Origin of the sequence: Streptomyces sp. Go-475 (assembly GCF_003330845.1) — a bacterium.
Lineage (GTDB): Bacteria > Actinomycetota > Actinomycetes > Streptomycetales > Streptomycetaceae > Streptomyces.
In genome coordinates this window covers 4,859,832-4,876,339 of the sequence record NZ_CP026121.1, presented here as the reverse complement: position 1 = coordinate 4,876,339, position 16,508 = coordinate 4,859,832, and the positions used below count along the sequence as shown (strand labels likewise).

General features: G+C 73.4%; 18 protein-coding genes. 4 read left to right on the top strand and 14 right to left on the bottom strand.

Annotated elements, in window-relative coordinates; all coding sequences use genetic code 11:
- Positions 1–252 precede the first annotated feature (252 nt).
- Entirely contained in the window at positions 253–918 is a 666-nt protein-coding gene (locus C1703_RS22535) for an SCO3374 family protein (protein ID WP_114254582.1), read from the top strand.
- A gap of 9 nt (positions 919–927) precedes the next feature.
- Here C1703_RS22535 and C1703_RS22530 read toward each other — a convergent pair whose 3' ends face one another.
- From C1703_RS22530 to C1703_RS22485, 10 genes are all read right to left on the bottom strand, one after another.
- Positions 928–1,263: an Lsr2 family protein gene (locus tag C1703_RS22530; RefSeq protein WP_010048839.1), complete on the bottom strand. Its 336-nt coding sequence runs from the start codon at positions 1,261–1,263 to the stop codon at positions 928–930.
- Positions 1,264–1,581: 318 nt separating this feature from the next.
- Complete coding sequence (locus C1703_RS22525; protein ID WP_114254581.1) at positions 1,582–2,115, bottom strand: amino-acid N-acetyltransferase; 534 nt, start codon at positions 2,113–2,115, stop codon at positions 1,582–1,584.
- Positions 2,116–2,124: 9 nt separating this feature from the next.
- Complete coding sequence (locus C1703_RS22520; RefSeq protein ID WP_114254580.1) at positions 2,125–2,682, bottom strand: BlaI/MecI/CopY family transcriptional regulator; 558 nt, start codon at positions 2,680–2,682, stop codon at positions 2,125–2,127.
- Positions 2,683–2,828: 146 nt separating this feature from the next.
- The gene (locus C1703_RS22515) at positions 2,829–3,017 is read right to left on the bottom strand and encodes a hypothetical protein (RefSeq protein ID WP_114254579.1); all 189 of its coding nucleotides are present in this window, start codon (positions 3,015–3,017) and stop codon (positions 2,829–2,831) included.
- An 18-nt stretch (positions 3,018–3,035) separates the two neighbouring features.
- A complete protein-coding gene (locus tag C1703_RS22510; RefSeq protein ID WP_198678438.1) occupies positions 3,036–3,668 on the bottom strand; it encodes a hypothetical protein in 633 nt (210 codons plus the stop codon).
- A 132-nt stretch (positions 3,669–3,800) separates the two neighbouring features.
- A complete protein-coding gene (locus C1703_RS22505; protein ID WP_031115868.1) occupies positions 3,801–4,598 on the bottom strand; it encodes a type III pantothenate kinase in 798 nt (265 codons plus the stop codon).
- A 16-nt stretch (positions 4,599–4,614) separates the two neighbouring features.
- Positions 4,615–5,589, bottom strand: a complete 975-nt coding sequence (gene nadC, locus C1703_RS22500; protein ID WP_114257540.1) for a carboxylating nicotinate-nucleotide diphosphorylase — start codon at positions 5,587–5,589, stop codon at positions 4,615–4,617.
- 5 nt (positions 5,590–5,594) lie between these two features.
- Positions 5,595–7,304, bottom strand: a complete 1,710-nt coding sequence (locus tag C1703_RS22495) for an L-aspartate oxidase (protein WP_114254577.1) — start codon at positions 7,302–7,304, stop codon at positions 5,595–5,597.
- Positions 7,301–8,302: a pantoate--beta-alanine ligase gene (gene panC / locus C1703_RS22490; RefSeq protein WP_114254576.1), complete on the bottom strand. Its 1,002-nt coding sequence runs from the start codon at positions 8,300–8,302 to the stop codon at positions 7,301–7,303. The genes C1703_RS22495 and panC overlap by 4 nt, the downstream gene beginning before the upstream one ends.
- Positions 8,299–9,228 (bottom strand): DUF2520 domain-containing protein, encoded by a 930-nt coding sequence (locus C1703_RS22485; RefSeq protein ID WP_114254575.1) that lies wholly within the window; start codon positions 9,226–9,228, stop codon positions 8,299–8,301. Before C1703_RS22485 ends, panC begins: the two co-directional genes overlap by 4 nt.
- A gap of 187 nt (positions 9,229–9,415) precedes the next feature.
- Here C1703_RS22485 and C1703_RS22480 point away from each other — a divergent pair, with 187 nt between their 5' ends.
- Positions 9,416–10,588: a beta-eliminating lyase-related protein gene (locus tag C1703_RS22480; RefSeq protein WP_198678437.1), complete on the top strand. Its 1,173-nt coding sequence runs from the start codon at positions 9,416–9,418 to the stop codon at positions 10,586–10,588.
- A gap of 8 nt (positions 10,589–10,596) precedes the next feature.
- Here C1703_RS22480 and C1703_RS22475 read toward each other — a convergent pair whose 3' ends face one another.
- Complete coding sequence (locus C1703_RS22475) at positions 10,597–10,809, bottom strand: hypothetical protein (RefSeq protein ID WP_114254573.1); 213 nt, start codon at positions 10,807–10,809, stop codon at positions 10,597–10,599.
- Positions 10,810–10,967: 158 nt separating this feature from the next.
- Between C1703_RS22475 and C1703_RS22470 the strand changes: the two genes are divergently transcribed.
- On the top strand, positions 10,968–12,074 hold the full coding sequence (locus tag C1703_RS22470; protein WP_114254572.1) for a DUF5937 family protein: 1,107 nt from the start codon (positions 10,968–10,970) through the stop codon (positions 12,072–12,074).
- 41 nt (positions 12,075–12,115) lie between these two features.
- On the opposite strand, the gene C1703_RS22465 is transcribed toward C1703_RS22470, so the two are convergent.
- Both C1703_RS22465 and C1703_RS22460 read right to left on the bottom strand, forming a co-directional pair.
- Entirely contained in the window at positions 12,116–12,784 is a 669-nt protein-coding gene (locus C1703_RS22465; protein ID WP_031115876.1) for a response regulator transcription factor, read from the bottom strand.
- Between the two features lie 55 nt (positions 12,785–12,839).
- A complete protein-coding gene (locus C1703_RS22460) occupies positions 12,840–14,030 on the bottom strand; it encodes a sensor histidine kinase (protein ID WP_114254571.1) in 1,191 nt (396 codons plus the stop codon).
- 247 nt (positions 14,031–14,277) lie between these two features.
- Between C1703_RS22460 and C1703_RS22455 the strand changes: the two genes are divergently transcribed.
- Positions 14,278–15,207, top strand: a complete 930-nt coding sequence (locus C1703_RS22455) for an SAM-dependent methyltransferase (protein ID WP_232840774.1) — start codon at positions 14,278–14,280, stop codon at positions 15,205–15,207.
- Between the two features lie 13 nt (positions 15,208–15,220).
- Here C1703_RS22455 and C1703_RS22450 read toward each other — a convergent pair whose 3' ends face one another.
- Positions 15,221–16,372: an NADH-quinone oxidoreductase subunit D gene (locus C1703_RS22450; protein ID WP_114254570.1), complete on the bottom strand. Its 1,152-nt coding sequence runs from the start codon at positions 16,370–16,372 to the stop codon at positions 15,221–15,223.
- Positions 16,373–16,508: the final 136 nt, after the last annotated feature.

Sequence of the window (16,508 nt, the reverse complement as noted above, 5' to 3'; positions counted from 1 at the left end):
CCCCACTCGCCAGTACGCCGATGGCGAACGTGAGACGTCCTTTCCTGCGTGTCGCCCCCTCCCACTAGGGATGTCTTACCCGCACGGACCGGAAGTCCATGCCGAGCGCCCCCGTTCCCTCCGCTACGGGCGAACAACCTTGCGCCTCCGCGCACCCCTCTCGCGCCCCCCTTTCGCCACTCTGTGCACTCATTCCACTACGCAGCGTTCCGTCAGCGTAACCCGCACGTCCTTCCGGCGGTTGCGCTTGGCATGTTCGGCGCCCCTCCCCCCGTGCTCCCGTCCGCGTCCCGGGCCGTCCCGCTCCCCCGCCGGCCACCCGGCCCGGTGCGTCCCGCCGCGAGCGGGCGGCTGCGGCGGTGGTACGAGAACGAGCTGGGCTGGCCGACGGTGCCCGGCGATCCGCTGCGGCTGGCGGTGGGGGTGCGCTTCGACGTCCTCGACGTGCCGGCCGAGGCGGGCCACGCCGCGCTGCGGCGGCTGGGACGGGCTTCTCCGGTGGCCGTGCGAGGCGACCGGATGCTGCTGCTGGTGGCCGCGGGCAGCGCCGAGGAGCTGCCCGGGCTGCTGGAGTGGCTGGAGTGGGGAGACCTCGCGCTCGACCTGGGGGCGATCGGCCCGCAGGGCTTCATGGACGCGCCACTGCCGACCGGGGCGGGCGAGCGTCCTGGGAGCGGCCTGACGACCGAGCGTCCCGGAAGTGGCCGACTCGGTTCCCAGGGGGCCGCTGTGTGGCTGCGGCCCCCCGAGCCGGGGTGCGAGGTCGAGGCCTCGCTGCCGACGCTGTCGGCCTTGGGGGGCGCTGGGGACGCCCCGGATCTCGTACGGCTGGTGGACACGGTGGCCACGTGGTGCCACCGGATCCGGCTGCGGCGCGCGTGCGCCCAGCCACCGGCCTTGCGTGCGCAGGGTCGGTAGTGCCGCTGTTCAGCCGTTGGCCTTCTCGTAGGCCTCGCGGATGGTCGCGGGAACACGGCCGCGGTCGTTGACCTCGTAGCCGTTCTCCTTCGCCCAGGCGCGGATGGCCGCGGTGTCCTGGCTGCCGCTCGAAGCCGCGCGCGCCTTTCCGCGCCCGCCCGAAGCACGGCCTCCGGTACGACGACCGCCCTTCACGTAAGGCTCGAGAAGGCCGCGGAGCTTGTCCGCATTGGCAGTGGTGAGATCGATCTCGTACGTCTTGCCGTCCAGCGCGAACGTCACGGTCTCGTCCGCCTCGCCACCGTCGAGGTCGTCGACAAGAAGGACCTGAACCTTCTGTGCCACCGGATTTCCTTTCATCGATATCTTCAGGGCCGGGGTGTGCCGGCGTCCGCCGTATCGCCGTCCCCTGTTATATGCAGTACTGCAGTACCTCGGAAAGCAAACCGCTTTTGCCGGAAAAACACAAACCCCCGGCAGAGACCGGTAGCCCTCCCTCCGCCCGGAAACGTGCGCGTTTCGGACATAGGGCACCGGGGCAGGGGCGGTGCCGCGGAATATGTCTTGACGAACCGGGCGGACACTCTTGCGACTGACTTGCGACCGCCTTCAGGCGGGGCTTGTGGTCGTCTTGTGTCCGTCCTGTTGTGTCCGTCCCGGCGATCACAGATGCAGAAGCATCCGGCTGTTGCCCAAGGTGTTCGGTTTCACTCGTTCGAGACCGAGGAACTCCGCGACGCCCTCGTCATAGGAACGCAGCAGCTCCGCGTAGACATCCGTGTCGACGGGGGTCTCGCCGATCTCCACGAAGCCGTGCTTGCTGAAGAAGTCGACTTCGAAGGTCAGGCAGAAAACGCGTCGAACGCCGAGCCAGCGGGCGGTGTGCAGCAACTTCTCCAGCAACCGGTGTCCGACGCCCGCGCCCTTCAGGCCGGGCTTCACCGCGAGAGTGCGGACTTCCGCGAGGTCTTCCCACATCACGTGCAGGGCGCCGCAGCCGACGACCTCGGCGTTGTCGTCGCGTTCCGCGACCCAGAACTCCTGGATGTCCTCGTAAAGCGTCACCGTCGCTTTGTCGAGCAGGATGCCGCCGCGGACGTAGGCGTCGAGGAGGCGGCGCACGGCCGGGACATCGCTGGTGCGGGCCCGGCGGACGGTGATGGCTTTTGCGGTGGCTTCGGGGCTCTTCGCGGGCATGAGCGGACGCTATCGCCCGTCGCGGTCCTGAGCGGAGGCGGGGTTCTGCGGGGAGCCTTCCCCGGCTTCTGCGGGTGTGTGGCCTTCTGCTGCGGGCGTGCGGCCTTCCATGCCTTCCGCGGGTTCGGCGCGTTCCGCGGGTTCCGCGCGTTCCGGCTGTTCCGGCGGGCGAGCGGATTCCGACGGTTCGGTCGGTTCTTGGGTTTCCGGGCCCTGGACGATGCGTACGGCATCGCTGAGAGCCTGGCGCTGTTCCTCGCTCATCATGCCGAAGAAGGCGACGAGAGCGGCGGCGGGGTTGTCGCTCTGCGACCAGGCGTCGTTCATCAGGGCGGCGGCGTAGGCGGCGCGTGTGGAGACCGCCTCATATCGATAGGCGCGGCCTTCGGCCTCGCGGCGCACCCAGCCCTTCTGATGGAGATTGTCCAAAACGGTCATCACCGTGGTGTAGGCGATGGACCGCTCCTTCTGAAGATCTTCCAGGACTTCTCGAACGGTCACGGGGCGGTTCCACTTCCAGACCCGCGACATGACCGCGTCTTCGAGTTCTCCCAATGGGCGAGGCACAGCTCAGAACAATAGTGGGAGATCTCGGTAATGGCGTGGCGGACGTGCGCTTCACCGGCGAACGGGAACAAAAAGGGCGTACGACTCGAAAGCGCGGGCTGCGGCAGGGCGGCCTCGCGGAGTCGTACGCCGTCGGCGGGGTGGGGTCAGGCGTCTGCCTTGGGGCTGGTCGCGGCGGACCCGGGGGCACCCTCCGCGCGGGCGAGGGCGGCGTCGACGGCCGCGTCCTCCTTGGCCTTGTTGGCGCCGCCCTGTGTCTTCACGATCACCCGGATCACGCCGATGAAGAAGACGGCCATGACGACCGGGGGCAGGAGCGCGGAGACGTAGTCCATGGAACCAGGGTAGCCACGTCAGCCCGCGGCGAGCTGCTGGGGGTTCGCCGGGGGCGGCGGGGCGGGCTTGCGGCGCGGGAAGACCTCGCCCGGGGTGGGAATCGGGCGGCTGGGCTTCGGTGTGCCCGGGGCGGGGGCCGGGGCGGGCTTGGGGCTGGGCTTCGGGGCCGCCGGCTTGCGTTCGGGCTTCTTCTCGGGCTGCTTCTCGGGGGTGTCCATGGCGGGGCTCCGGACTCCCGAGCGGCCTCCGGGGAGGGCGTGGAGGCGGGTGCGGGAGGCGGGGACGGTGGGGGCGGCCACGGGGCCGGCGAGGCGGGCGGCCGCGCAGCGGTCCAGGAGGGCCGCCGCGGCGGGGTTGCCGCGCAGGGCGCGCAGGGCGGCGAGGTCGTCGGCATCAGGGCGGTATCCGGCACCCAGGGCCTCGTCCAGGAGCGCGAGGTAGCCGGCGACGGTGCCGGGGAGGGCGGCGCGGTACCGGCCGAGGTCGGCCACGAGGAAGGCACGCAGCCGGGCTCCCTCCCGCATCGCCTCGTCGAGCGACTCTGCGAGGCGGAGGCAGTCCTGGACGTCGTCGGACGAGGCGGAGGTGGGGTGGAGGGCGAGGGCGAGAGCGCGGCGGAGCACACGCAGCTCCTCCACGCCGAACGCCATGCCGCCGCGGGATCCGTATGGCGTGGGCATGCGGCGACGATACGCGCTAATCAGACAATTTCGACATAGGGGGCGGGTGTGGCGTGGGGGACCACTCGGGTGGGCGGCCGCCGGTGCCACACCCCGCACCGCTCACATGCGCGACACGTTCCGCTCGTACACCAGCCGCAGGCCGATCAGCGTCAGCCATGGCTCGTGCTCGTCGATGACCGACGACTCGCCCAGGACCATCGGAGCCAGGCCGCCCGTCGCGATGACGGTGACGTCGTCGGGGTCCTCGGCCAGTTCGCGGGCCACGCGGTTGACGACGCCGTCGACCTGGCCGGCGAAGCCGTAGATGATGCCGGACTGCATCGCCTCGACCGTGTTCTTGCCGATGACGCTGCGCGGCCGGGCCACCTCGATCTTGCGGAGCTGGGCGCCGCGGACGCCGAGGGCCTCGACGGAGATCTCGATGCCGGGCGCGATGACGCCGCCGACGTACTCGCCGCGCGCGCTGACCGCGTCGAACGTCGTCGCCGTGCCGAAGTCGACGACGATCGCGGGGCCGCCGTAGAGCTCGACCGCCGCCACCGCGTTGATGATGCGGTCCGCGCCGACCTCCTTGGGGTTGTCCATGAGGATCGGGACGCCCGTCTTGACGCCCGGTTCGACGAGGACCGCGGGGACGTCGCCGTAGTAGCGGCGCGTCACCTCGCGCAGTTCGTGCAGGACCGAGGGGACGGTGGCGCAGATGGCGATGCCGTCGATGCCGTCGCCCAGTTCGTCGCCGAGGAGCGGGTGCATGCCCATCAGGCCCTGGAGGAGGACCGCCAGCTCGTCGGCGGTGCGGCGCGCGTCCGTGGAGATGCGCCAGTGTTCGACGATGTCCTCGCCGTCGAACAGGCCGAGGACGGTGTGGGTGTTTCCTACGTCGATCGTCAGCAGCATGGCCCGTACCCGCCCCCTACTCCGCCGGCCGCAGGTCCAGGCCGATGTCCAGGATCGGCGAGGAGTGGGTGAGGGCCCCGACGGCCAGGTAGTCGACGCCCGTGTCGGCGTAGGCCTTGGCGTTGTCGAGGGTGAGGCGGCCGGAGGCCTCCAGGGCGGCGCGGCCCTCGACGATCGCGACGGCCTCGGCGCACTCGCCCGGCGTGAAGTTGTCCAGCAGGATCAGGTCGGCGCCCGCTTCCAGGACCTCGCGGAGCTGGTGCAGGGTGTCGACCTCGACCTCGATGGGGACGTCCGGGAAGCGTTCGCGGACCGCCTGGAACGCCTGGGCGACGCCGCCCGCGGCGACCACGTGGTTGTCCTTGACGAGGGCCGCGTCCGAGAGGGACATGCGGTGGTTGACGCCGCCGCCGCAGCGGACCGCGTACTTCTCCAGGCTGCGCAGGCCGGGGGTGGTCTTGCGGGTGTCGCGGACCCTGGCCTTCGTGCCGTCCAGGGCGTCCGCCCACGCGCGCGTGGCCGTCGCGATGCCCGACAGGCGGCACAGGATGTTCAGCGCGCTGCGCTCGGCCGTGAGCAGGTCGCGGGTGCGGGTGGTGACCGACAGGAGCTTCTGGCCCGCCTCGACGCGGTCGCCGTCCTCGGCGTGGCGCTCGATCGCCAGTTCCTCCTCGCAGACCACCGAGAGGACGGCCTCGGCGATGCGCAGGCCGGCCACGACGCCCGCCTCGCGGGCGGTGAAGTCGGCGGTGGCGACCGCGTCCTCGGGGATCGTGGCGACGGTCGTGACGTCCACGCCGTGGGCCAGGTCCTCCTGGACGGCCACGTTGGCGATGTCCTCGACCTCGACGGGGTCGAGGCCGGCGTCGGCCAGGAGCTGGGCGAGCGCGGGGTCCAGGCCGCACTCGAGGTACGCCTCGTCGTCCGCGCCGCAGGCGCAGCCGTCGCCGCAGCCTCCGGACGGGGCGAGGGGAAGGTCGGGGGTGCTCACGTCGGTCACTGCTCCTGGGGGGCCTGGGGCGGGGTGGTCGAAGGGAAGTCTGTGGTGTCCGTGGTGTGCACGGCCAGCGTCCGGTCGGGGTTCAGCTTCACGACGATGTGGCGGCGCCAGGTCGTGTCGTCGCGCTCGGGGCGGTCCTCGCGCCAGTGGCAGCCCCGGGTCTCCTCGCGCAGCAGGGCGGCGGCGACGAGGACGCGGGCCACGCACAGGAGGTTGGTGGCCTCCCAGGTGTCGACCCCGGGCTCGGCGGTCTTGCCGTGCTCGGCGAGGGCGTCGCGGGCGTCGGTGTGGAGCTGCTGGAGCCGGTCGGCGGCCTGGCTGAGGGACTCCGCCGAGCGCAGGACACCGGCCCCGTTCGTCATGATCCGCTGGATCGTGAAGCGGGCCTCCGGGGTCTGCAGGGGGTGCTCCGGGGTCTCCGGGTGGGGCAGCGGCTGCGGCACGCGCGCGTGGAGGCCGCCCGCCGCGATGTCGGTCGCGATGCGCTCGGCGTAGACCAGGCCCTCCAGGAGGGAGTTGGAGGCCAGGCGGTTGGCGCCGTGCACGCCGGTGCAGGCGACCTCGCCGCACGCGTACAGGCCGGGCACGGTCGTACGGCCGTGGGAGTCGGTGCGGACGCCGCCGGAGGCGTAGTGGGCGGCCGGGGCGACCGGGATGGGCTCGGTGACCGGGTCGATGCCGTGGGCGCGGCAGGCGGCCAGGATCGTCGGGAAGCGGTGTTCCCACATGTCGGCGCCGAAGTGCCGTGCGTCGAGGTACATGTGCTCGGCGTCCTGCTCCTGCATGCGGCGCAGGATGCCCTTGGCGACGATGTCCCGGGGCGCGAGTTCGGCGAGTTCGTGCTGCCCGAGCATGAAGCGCACGCCGTCGGCGTCCACGAGGTGGGCGCCCTCGCCGCGCACGGCCTCGGAGACCAGGGGCTGCTGGCCCTCGGCGTCCTGGCCCAGGAACAGGACGGTCGGGTGGAACTGGACGAACTCCAGGTCGCTGACCTCGGCGCCCGCGCGCAGGGCCAGGGCGACGCCGTCGCCGGTCGAGACCGAGGGGTTGGTGGTCGCGGAGAAGACCTGGCCCATGCCGCCGGTCGCCAGGACCACCGCCGGGGCGTGGACCGCTCCGACGCCGTCGTGCTGGCCCTCGCCCATGACGTGCAGGGTGACGCCGGCGGTGTGGCCCTCGGCGTCCGTGAGGAGGTCCAGGACGAGCGCGTTCTCGATGGTGCGCATCCCGCGCGCGCGTACCGCCTCGACCAGGGCGCGGGAGATCTCGGCGCCGGTGGCGTCGCCGCCGGCGTGGGCGATGCGGCGGCGGTGGTGGCCGCCCTCGCGGGTGAGTTCCAGGCCGCCCTCGGAGGACTCGTCGAACTGGGCGCCGGTCTCGATGAGGCGGCGGACGGCGTCGGGGCCCTCGGTGACGAGGATGCGGACCGCTTCCTCGTCGCACAGGCCCGCGCCCGCGACCAGCGTGTCGTCCAGGTGCTGCTCGGGGGTGTCGCCCTCGCCGAGGGCCGCGGCGATGCCGCCCTGGGCCCAGCGGGTGGAGCCGTCGTCGAGGCGGGCCTTGGTGACCACGACGGTGCGCAGGCCCGCGGCCTCGCAGCGCAGGGCCGCGGTCAGGCCGGCGACGCCGGAGCCGACGACGACCACGTCCGCGGCGATGGACCACCCGGGGGCGGGCGCGTGCAGTCGTATGCCTGTGGTGGTCACGAGGCGGCTCCGAGGGTTCCGAAGGTGAGGGGGATGTTGTCGATCAGCCGGGTCGTCCCGACCCGGGCGGCGACGGCCAGGACCGCCTCGCCGGTGAAGTCGTCGCCGATCTCGGTGAAGTCGGACGGGTCGACCAGGGCGAGGTAGTCCAGCTCGAGCGGCGGTTCGAGGCGGGCGGCCTCGTCGAGGACCTGCCGGGCGGCCGCGCGGACGGCGGCGGGGCCGCCCGGGACGGCCGTGGCCACGGCGTGCGCGTCGGCCGCCGCGCGGGACTCGCCGATGGCGCTGAGGGCCTCGGCACGCGCGCGTGTGGCGGGCACTTCACGGGCCCGGGCGCGCAGCGCCTCCTGCGCGGCGTGCCGGTCCTGGCCCGCGAACAGGGCCCGGGACAGCGCGAGGGCGGTGCGCCGCTCGGCGGGTGAGAGGTAGCGGTTGCGGCTGGACAGGGCCAGGCCGTCCTCCTCGCGGACGGTGGGGACGCCGACGATCTCCACGCCGAAGTTCAGGTCCCGCACCATGCGGCGGATCAGGGCGAGCTGCTGGGCGTCCTTCTGGCCGTACAGGGCGACGTCGGGGCGGGTGAGGTGCAGCAGCTTGGCGACGACCGTGAGCATGCCGTCGAAGTGGCCGGGGCGGGAGGAGCCCTCCAGGCGCTCGCCCATGGGGCCGGCGGTGATGCGGACCTGGGGCTCGCCGCCCGGGTAGACCTCGTCGACGGCGGGGGCGAACACGACGTCCGCGCCCGACTGTTCGGCGAGCTTGACGTCGGCGTCCAGGGTGCGCGGATAGCGGTCGAGGTCCTCGCCCGCGCCGAACTGCAGCGGGTTGACGAAGACGGTGACGACGACCTCGCCCTCGCGGCCGGCCAGGCGGCGCGCGGTGCGGATCAGCGTGGCGTGGCCCTCGTGCAGCGCGCCCATGGTCATCACCACGGCGCGGCGGCCCGTACGCGCGCGTGCGTGCAGTTCGCCGGCGGTGCGCAGCAGGGTGGTGGTCATCGGGCGTCCCCTTCGGTGCCGTCGGTCCCGTGGGCGAGTACCCCGAGGAGGTCCTCGGCGAGCTCGGGCTTGAGCAGGCCGCGGGCCAGGGCCCGGTCGGCGGTGGCGCGGGCCATCGCCAGGTAGCCGGCGACGGTCTGCGGGGCGTGCCGGCGCAGCTCCGTGACGTGCGCGGCGACCGTGCCCGCGTCGCCGCGCGCGACCGGGCCGGTGAGGGCCGCGTCGCCGGAGCGCAGGGCGTTGTCCAGGGCCGCGCCGAGCAGCGGGCCGAGCATCCGGTCGGGGGCCGCGACGCCGGCCGCGCTCAGCAGTTCCATGGACTGGGCGACCAGGGTGACCAGGTGGTTGGCGCCGAGCGCGAGGGCGGCGTGGTAGAGCGGCCGGTTCTCCTCGGAGATCCACTCGGGCTCGCCGCCCATCTCGATGACGAGGGCCTCCGCGGCCAGGCGCAGTTCCTCGGGCGCGGTGACGCCGAACGAGCAGCCGGCCAGCCGCTGGACGTCCACGGGCGTGCCGGTGAAGGTCATGGCGGGGTGCAGGGCGAGCGGCAGGGCGCCCGCGCGCAGGGCGGGGTCGAGGACCCGCGCGCCGTACCGCCCCGAGGTGTGGACGAGCAGCTGTCCCGGGCGGACGGAGCCGGTGTCGGCGAGGCCCGCGACCAGGTCGGGCAGGGCGTCGTCCGGGACCGTGAGCAGGACCAGGTCGGACCGCTGGAGGACCTCGGCGGGCGGCATCAGCGGCACGTCGGGCAGAAGTTGCGCGGCCCGGCGCCGGGAGGCGTCGGAGACCGCGGAGACGGCGACCGGGCGGTGCCCGGCGAGCTGGAGGGACGCGGCCAGTGCGGGTCCCACGCGGCCGGCGCCGACGACGCCGACGGTGAGCCGCGCGGGGCGGTCCTTGGGGTCTGGCTGTGGGGTTGTGTTCACTCGACGGCGGCCTTCCCGTTCCAGTCCGCTCCGGGTACCGGACGATTTCTCGTCATGTTAACGCGATCGGTTCGAGGGGCGTTCGGTTGTCCACAGGGTGTGCATGCCCGTGCGCGTTTCCGGACGGCGTTCGAAATGCGGGTGCCCGGCGGCACGCGCGCGGGGGAGGATCCGGGCCATGACTGACATGGCGGAACGCGATGAGCAGGCGGCGGACCCGGACCGGGGCGCGGGGATCCGGGAGCGGCGGCTGGCGGCGCACCGCAGCGCGCGGCGCGTGTTCGCGCGGTTCGGTTTCCACCGGACCCTGCGGGAGCGGCTGGCGGTGCTGGACGCGGCGGGGGACGTCCACGACCTGGACGAACTGTCGGACGTGTACGGCGACGGCGTCGTCGAGGCGCTGGAGACGAAGGTCGCGACGCTCCTCGGCACCGAGGCGGCGGCGTTCTTCCCGACGGGCACCATGGCCCAGCAGGTGGCCCTGCGCTGCTGGGCGGGCCGCACCGGCAACCCGACCGTGGCCCTGCACGCGCTCAGCCACCCGGAGGTGCACGAGCGGAACGCGTTCAGCGAGGTCGGCGGCCTGCGCCCGGTGCGGGTGACGGGCGAGCCGCGGCTGCCGACCGCCGCGGAGGTGCGCGACTTCGAGGAGCCCTTCGGGGCGCTGATGCTGGAACTGCCCCTCAGGGACGCCGGTTTCGTGCTGCCCACCTGGGAGGAGCTCACCGAGGTGGTCGGGGCCGCGCGGGAGCGGGACGCGGTGGTGCACTTCGACGGGGCCCGGCTGTGGGAGTCGACCGTGCGCCTCGGCCGGTCCCTGGAGGAGATCGCGGGCCTAGCCGACAGCGTCTACGTGTCGTTCTACAAGTCCCTGGAGGCGTTCGGCGGCGCGGCCCTCGCCGGTCCGGCGGACCTGGTGGAGGAGGCGAAGGCCTGGCGGCACCGGTACGGCGGCCAGGTCTTCCAGCAGTTCCCCACGGCCCTGTCGGCGCTGGTCGGACTGGAGCGGGAACTGCCCCGGCTGCCGGAGTACGTCGCCCACGCGCGCGTGGTGGCCGCGGCTCTGCGCGAGGGGTTCGCCGCCGCCGGGCTGCCGTGGGCGCGCGTGCACCCGGAGGTGCCGCACACCCACGACTTCCAGGTGTGGCTGCCCTACGACGCGGACGTCCTCGGGGAGGCGGCGGTCCGGGCGGCCGAGGAGACGGGCTGCGTCCTGTTCGGCTCCGCCTGGGACCGGGGCGGTCCGGGTCTGGCGGTCACGGAGGTGCATGTGCGGGCCGCCGGACTGGAGTGGACCGCCGAGGACGTGAAGAGCGCGGTGGCGGAATTCGTGGCCCGGCTGCCGGAGCGGGCCGGGTAGGAACAGGGTCAGGTGGGGCGCCGCACCCAGCGGCTCAGGGTGTCGCGGAACCGGTGGAACCGGTGGCGGGCCGGGCGGCCCGCCAGGAGCGCCCGGAACTCCCGTTCGTCGCGCCACTCCCGTACGACCTGCCAGTCGTGCGCGCCCGGCGCGGGCGGGGCGGGCTCGCCCCGGGACCGGGCGCGGTGGGCGTCGAGGAGGTACTGCTGCGTGATGCTCATGGTGGATCGCCTCTGCGGGACGGGGTGATGGAGGTCCGAAGGCTCCGCGGCTGCCCCGGTGGATCCACCGTGCGCCCGTGCCGAGGGCGGCGTCGCGTCGATTGACGACGCCCGTCAATCGACGGGGTGTTGTCAGTGGCGGGGTGCACCATGGGGGCATGAGCGTGCGCATCGACATCGCGGGGCTGCGGCCGGAGAGGGTCGCCGTCGTGCCTTCGCCCCTGGCCGAGCTGGGCATGGCGCTGCACGCGCTGTCCGAGCCGGCCCACCACCCGGGCCTGCAGGGCTGGGTGACGGGTGTGCGGGCCCGGCTCGATCCGCATCTGGCCGACCGGATGTGCGAGGCGGACTTCCTGTGGCGGACGACGTTCTCGGACCTGTTCATGCCGTTCGCCGGCATCCCGGGCGGCAGCACGCTGCCGTGCGGCACGCTCGCCGAGGAGCTGGACCTGCTCGACAAGCTGACGGACGAGCAGTTCGTGGACGCGGCCCTGGAGTTCACGTGCGCGCTGCCGTACTGCTCGCACGGCCCGGACGCGCTGGCCGACGAGGAGATACGCCGCCGCGCCCTGGACCTGGCCGCCGCCCGCGGGCCGCAGCAACTGCGGTTCAGCGAGCGGCTGCTGGCCGACCCGCCCAGGATCCGCGCCTGGCTCCGGCAGTTCCTCCAGGACTGCGACGAGGCGTTCTTCGCGGAGGCCTGGTCCCGGCTGCGCCACCAGCTCGCGGCGGACGCCCGCCACAAGACGGAGCTGCTCAGGCGCAAGGGCCTGGCCGAGGCGCTGGCCGCGGTGTCCCCGGCGGTGACGCTCGACGAGGACGCCGCCCGCATCACGGTCGACAAGCTGGGCGAGGGCCGTACGGCCACGGGCGACGGCGGCCTGCTGCTCGTCCCGACGAGCCTGGGCTGGCCGCACCTGATGGTCCTGCACCGGCACGGCTGGCAGCCGCTGCTGCACTACCCGGTCGGCTCCCCCGAGCTGGCCGCGCCGCCCTCGCTGGAGCAGCTGGCCCTGCGGATGACCGCGCTGTCCCACCCGGTGCGCATGCGCATGTGCCGCCATCTCGCCCGCAGCGCCTACACCACCGGCGAGCTGGCGCAGGTGCACGGCATGACGGCCCCGGAGATATCCCGGCACCTGGCCGTGCTGAAGAAGGCGGGCCTGATCACCACCCGCCGCCGCGGGCGCTACGTCCTGCACCAACTGGACGTGACGGTGGTGGCCCGGCTCGGCAGCGAGTTCCTGGAGGGGATCCTCCGATAGCGGGCCGGCCGGAGGACAGCGAGCCGCCCGCCACCGGCGGCTCAGCCGTGTCCGCCGGCCCGCACCAGCCCGGTCTCGTAGGCCAGCACCACCACCTGCACCCGGTCCCTGAGGCCCAGCTTGGTCAGGATGCGGCCCACGTGGGTCTTCACGGTCGCCTCCGACAGCACCAACCGGGCCGCGATCTCGCCGTTGGACAGGCCCTGCGCGACCAGCACCATGACCTCGCGCTCCCGGTCGGTGAGCCGCTCCAGCTCCTTGTGCTGGGGCTGCTGGGTGCCCGGCAGCATGGGCGCGAAGCGGTCCAGGAGCCGCCGGGTGGTGGAGGGCGCGACGACGGCGTCACCGCTGTGCACGGCCCGGATCGCGGCGAGCAGCTCGCCCGGGGGCACGTCCTTGAGCATGAAGCCGGAGGCGCCCGCCTTCAGCCCGGAGAAGGCGTACTCGTCGAGGTCGAACGTGGTCAGGATGAGCACCTTGGGCGGGTCGGTGTCCGCGCAGATCCGCCGGGTCGTCTCCACACCGTCCAGCTTGGGCATGCGCACGTCCATGAGGACGACGTCCACCTCGGTCGTCCGCAGGACCTGGAGGGCCTCGACGCCGTCGCCCGCCTCCGCCACGACCTCCATGTCCGGCTGGGCGGCGAGCACCATCCGGAACCCGGTGCGCAGCAGCACCTGATCGTCGACGAGCATCACGCGGATCGTCATCTGGCCTCTTCCATATCGGTGGTCACGGGTGTCAGCGAGGGGGCGCGGGCCGAGGTCAGTGCGCGGGTTTGAGCGGCAGCAGGGCGCTGATGCGGAATCCTCCGCCCGGGCGCGGTCCGGCGTCCAGGGTGCCGCCGACCATACCGACCCGCTCCCGCATGCCGATGAGGCCGTGGCCCTGCCCGTCGTACCCGCCCTCCTCGTACAGCTCGTGCGGGGCGCCCTTGCCGTCGTCCTCGACGAGCAGGCCGAGGCCGTCGTCGAAGTAGACCAGGCGCACGCTGGCGCCCGCGTTGGGCCCACCGTGCTTGCGGGTGTTGGTGAGCGCCTCCTGGACGATGCGGTACGCGGTGAGCTCGACGCCGCTGGGCAGGGGGCGCGGGGTGCCCTCGACCTTGAAGTCGACGGGCAGCCCGGAGCCGCGGCACTGCTCGACGAGGTCCTCGATCTGCCGCACGTCGGGCTGCGGCACGTACTCGCCGGCCTCCTGGTGCTCCCCGGTGCGCAGCACGCCGAGCAGGCGGCGCATCTCGGCGAGGGCCTGGCGGCCGGTGGAGGAGATGGTCTCCAGGGCCTTCTTCGCCTGGTCGGGCGCGGCGTCGAGGACGTAGGCGGCGCCGTCGGCCTGCACGACCATGACCGAGACGTTGTGCGCGACGACGTCGTGCAACTCGCGGGCGATGCGGGCGCGTTCGGCGGCGACGGCGACCTTGGACTGCGCCTCGCGCTCCTTCTCCAGGCGGGCGGCACGCTCCTCCAGCTGGGCGAAGTAGGCGCGCCGGGTGCGGATGGAGTCGCCGAGCACCCAGGCGAGGGCGAAGGGCACGGCCATGAAGACCGTCAGCACGACGTTGCCGACGGCGGACGTCTCCTCGGTCGGCCAGCGCAGCTGGGCCAGCGGGGCCGCGCACAGGCCGGCGCCCAGCGCGAAGCGGGAGGCCCAGCGCGCGCCCTCCGCCGCGACCGTGTAGACGATCACCAGCAGGGCGAAGTCGGCCGGGCCGATCTCCACGTCGGTGACCAGCTGGGCCACTCCGACCCCGGTCGCGAGCAGCAGCATCTTCTCCGGGAACCGGCGGCGCAGCGCGATCACCAGGCAGAGCAGCAGGGCGAGGGGGACGGCGAGGGCAGGGGAGCCGTACCCGCCCGCCGCTCCGCCCACCAGCGACATCCCGAGGAGGACGAGGGCCCAGGTGCCGTCGACCCACATCGGGTGTCTGCGGAGGAAGTCATAGAGGCGCTGCACGTAACCCAGCGTAGGGAAGCGGGATAGGTGCAGGGGTCAACCGGAGGACCGATCCGCGTCCGGCGCGCCTACTCCGCAAGGTGGAGTTGCGTTCGTTGTGTCCGCTTAGCCTGGGCCGGTGACAGCAGGGACGAGGGGCGAGGGACCAGAGGGACTGGAGGGGCCAGCGGGGCCCAAGGGACAAGCGGGACCTGAGAAACCGGAGCCGCGGAAGTGGCGGGGGTGGCGCGCGGCCGCTCAGGAGGCCCTGTACGGGCCCGGCGGCTTCTACCGGCGGGCCGAGGGGCCGGCCGGGCACTTCCGCACGTCCGTGCACGCCTCGCCGCTGTTCGCCGGGGCCGTGGCGCGGCTGCTGTGCCGGGTCGACGAGGCGCTGGGACGACCCGCGGCGCTGGACTTCGTCGACATGGCGGCCGGACGGGGCGAACTGGCCGCCGGGGTGCTCGCCGCGCTGCCCGCCGAGGTGGCGGGCCGCACGCGCGCGTACGCCGTCGAAGTGGCCGAGCGGCCCGCCGGACTCGATCACCGGATCGAGTGGCTGGCCGCGCCCCCTGAGGGGACCACCGGACTGCTGTTCGCCAACGAGTGGCTGGACAACGTGCCCGTGGAGGTCGCGGAGGTGGACGCCGCGGGCACGGCCCGGCTGGTGCTGGTCCGCACGGACGGGACCGAACGGCTCGGGGAGCCGGTCGGCGGGGCGGAGGCCCGGTGGCTGGAGCGCTGGTGGCCGCTGCCCGGTGCGGCGGGGCTGCGGGCCGAGGTCGGGCTGCCCCGGGACGAGTCCTGGGCCGCGGCGGTCGCGACGCTGCGGCGGGGGCTCGCGGTCGCCGTGGACTACGCGCACACGGCGGACGCCCGGCCGCCGTTCGGGACGTTGACCGGTTTCCGGGAGGGCCGCGAGACCACGCCCGTGCCGGACGGCTCCTGCGACATCACCGCGCACGTCGCCCTGGACGCGTGCGCGCTCCCCGGGGGGCGCGTGCTCCGGCAGCGGGAGGCGCTGCACGCCCTGGGCGTGACCGGCGCGCGCCCCCCGCTCACGCTGGCGTCCACCGACCCCGCCGCCTACGTGCGCGCCCTCGCGGGCGCCGGGGAGGCGGCCGAGCTCACCGCGGCCGGCGGGCTGGGCGACTTCGGGTGGCTGGTGCAGCCGGTGGGGATCGAAAACCCGCTCTAGCCGCGGCGGGCCGCTATTTGTCGATGTCGCCCACGACGAAGAACATCGACCCCAGGATCGCCACCATGTCCGCGACCAGCGTCCCCGGCAGCAGCTCCGTCAGCGCCTGGATGTTGTTGTACGAGGCGGAGCGCAGCTTCAGCCGGTACGGCGTCTTCTCGCCCTTGCTGACCAGGTAGTAGCCGTTGATGCCGAGGGGGTTCTCGGTCCAGGCGTACGTGTGCCCCTCGGGTGCCTTCAGGACCTTCGGGAGCCGCTGGTTGACGGGCCCGGGCGGCAGTTCGGCGAGCCGGTCGAGGCAGGCGTCGGCCAGGTCCAGCGCGTTGTGCGTCTGCTCCAGGAGGCATTCGAAGCGGGCGAGGCAGTCGCCCTCCTGCCGGGTGACCACCTTCAGGGTGCCCTGGAGGTCGCCGTAGGCGAGGTACGGCTCGTCGCGGCGCAGGTCGAAGTCGACGCCCGAGGCGCGGCCGATCGGCCCGCTGACGCCGTAGGCGTGCACGGCCTGCGGGGACAGGACGCCGACGCCCCGGGTGCGGCCGCGGAAGATCTCGTTGCCGAGCACGAGGTCGTCGAAGCGGTCCATGCGGGAGCGGACGTCGGCGACGGCGGTCCGCGCGCGTGCGGTCCAGCCGGCCGGCAGGTCCTCCTTGAGGCCGCCCACCCGGTTGAACATGTAGTGCATGCGCCCGCCGGAGACCTCCTCCATGACGTGCTGGAGTTCCTCGCGCTCCCGGAAGGCGTAGAAGATCGGGGTGATCCCGCCGAGCTCCAGGGGGTACGAGCCAAGGAACATCAGGTGGTTGAGCACCCGGTTCAGCTCGGCGAGCAGCGTGCGCAGCCACACGGCGCGCTCGGGGACCTCCATGCCGAGCATCCGCTCCACGGCGAGGACGACGCCCAGTTCGTTGGAGAACGCCGACAGCCAGTCGTGGCGGTTGGCGAGCATGATGATCTGACGGTAGTCGCGCGCCTCGAACAGCTTCTCCGCGCCCCGGTGCATGTAGCCGATCACCGGCTCCGCGTGCGTGATGCGCTCGCCGTCCAGGACGAGCTTCAGCCGCAGCACGCCGTGCGTGGACGGGTGCTGGGGCCCGATGTTGAGCACCATGTCGGTGCTCTCCGCGGCGCCGCCGATTCCGACCATGGTCTCCGTCGTAGGAGTCATGGACACAGTCTCCCCTACGTACCCTGACCTCATGGAGACGGGGAGCCCGCACGAGGCGGGGCCGACGGGGATTGGGAGCGCGGCCGGACCGACGGGGGCAGAGGAGACCGCCGGGGCGGCGGCAGCGGGCGGGCCG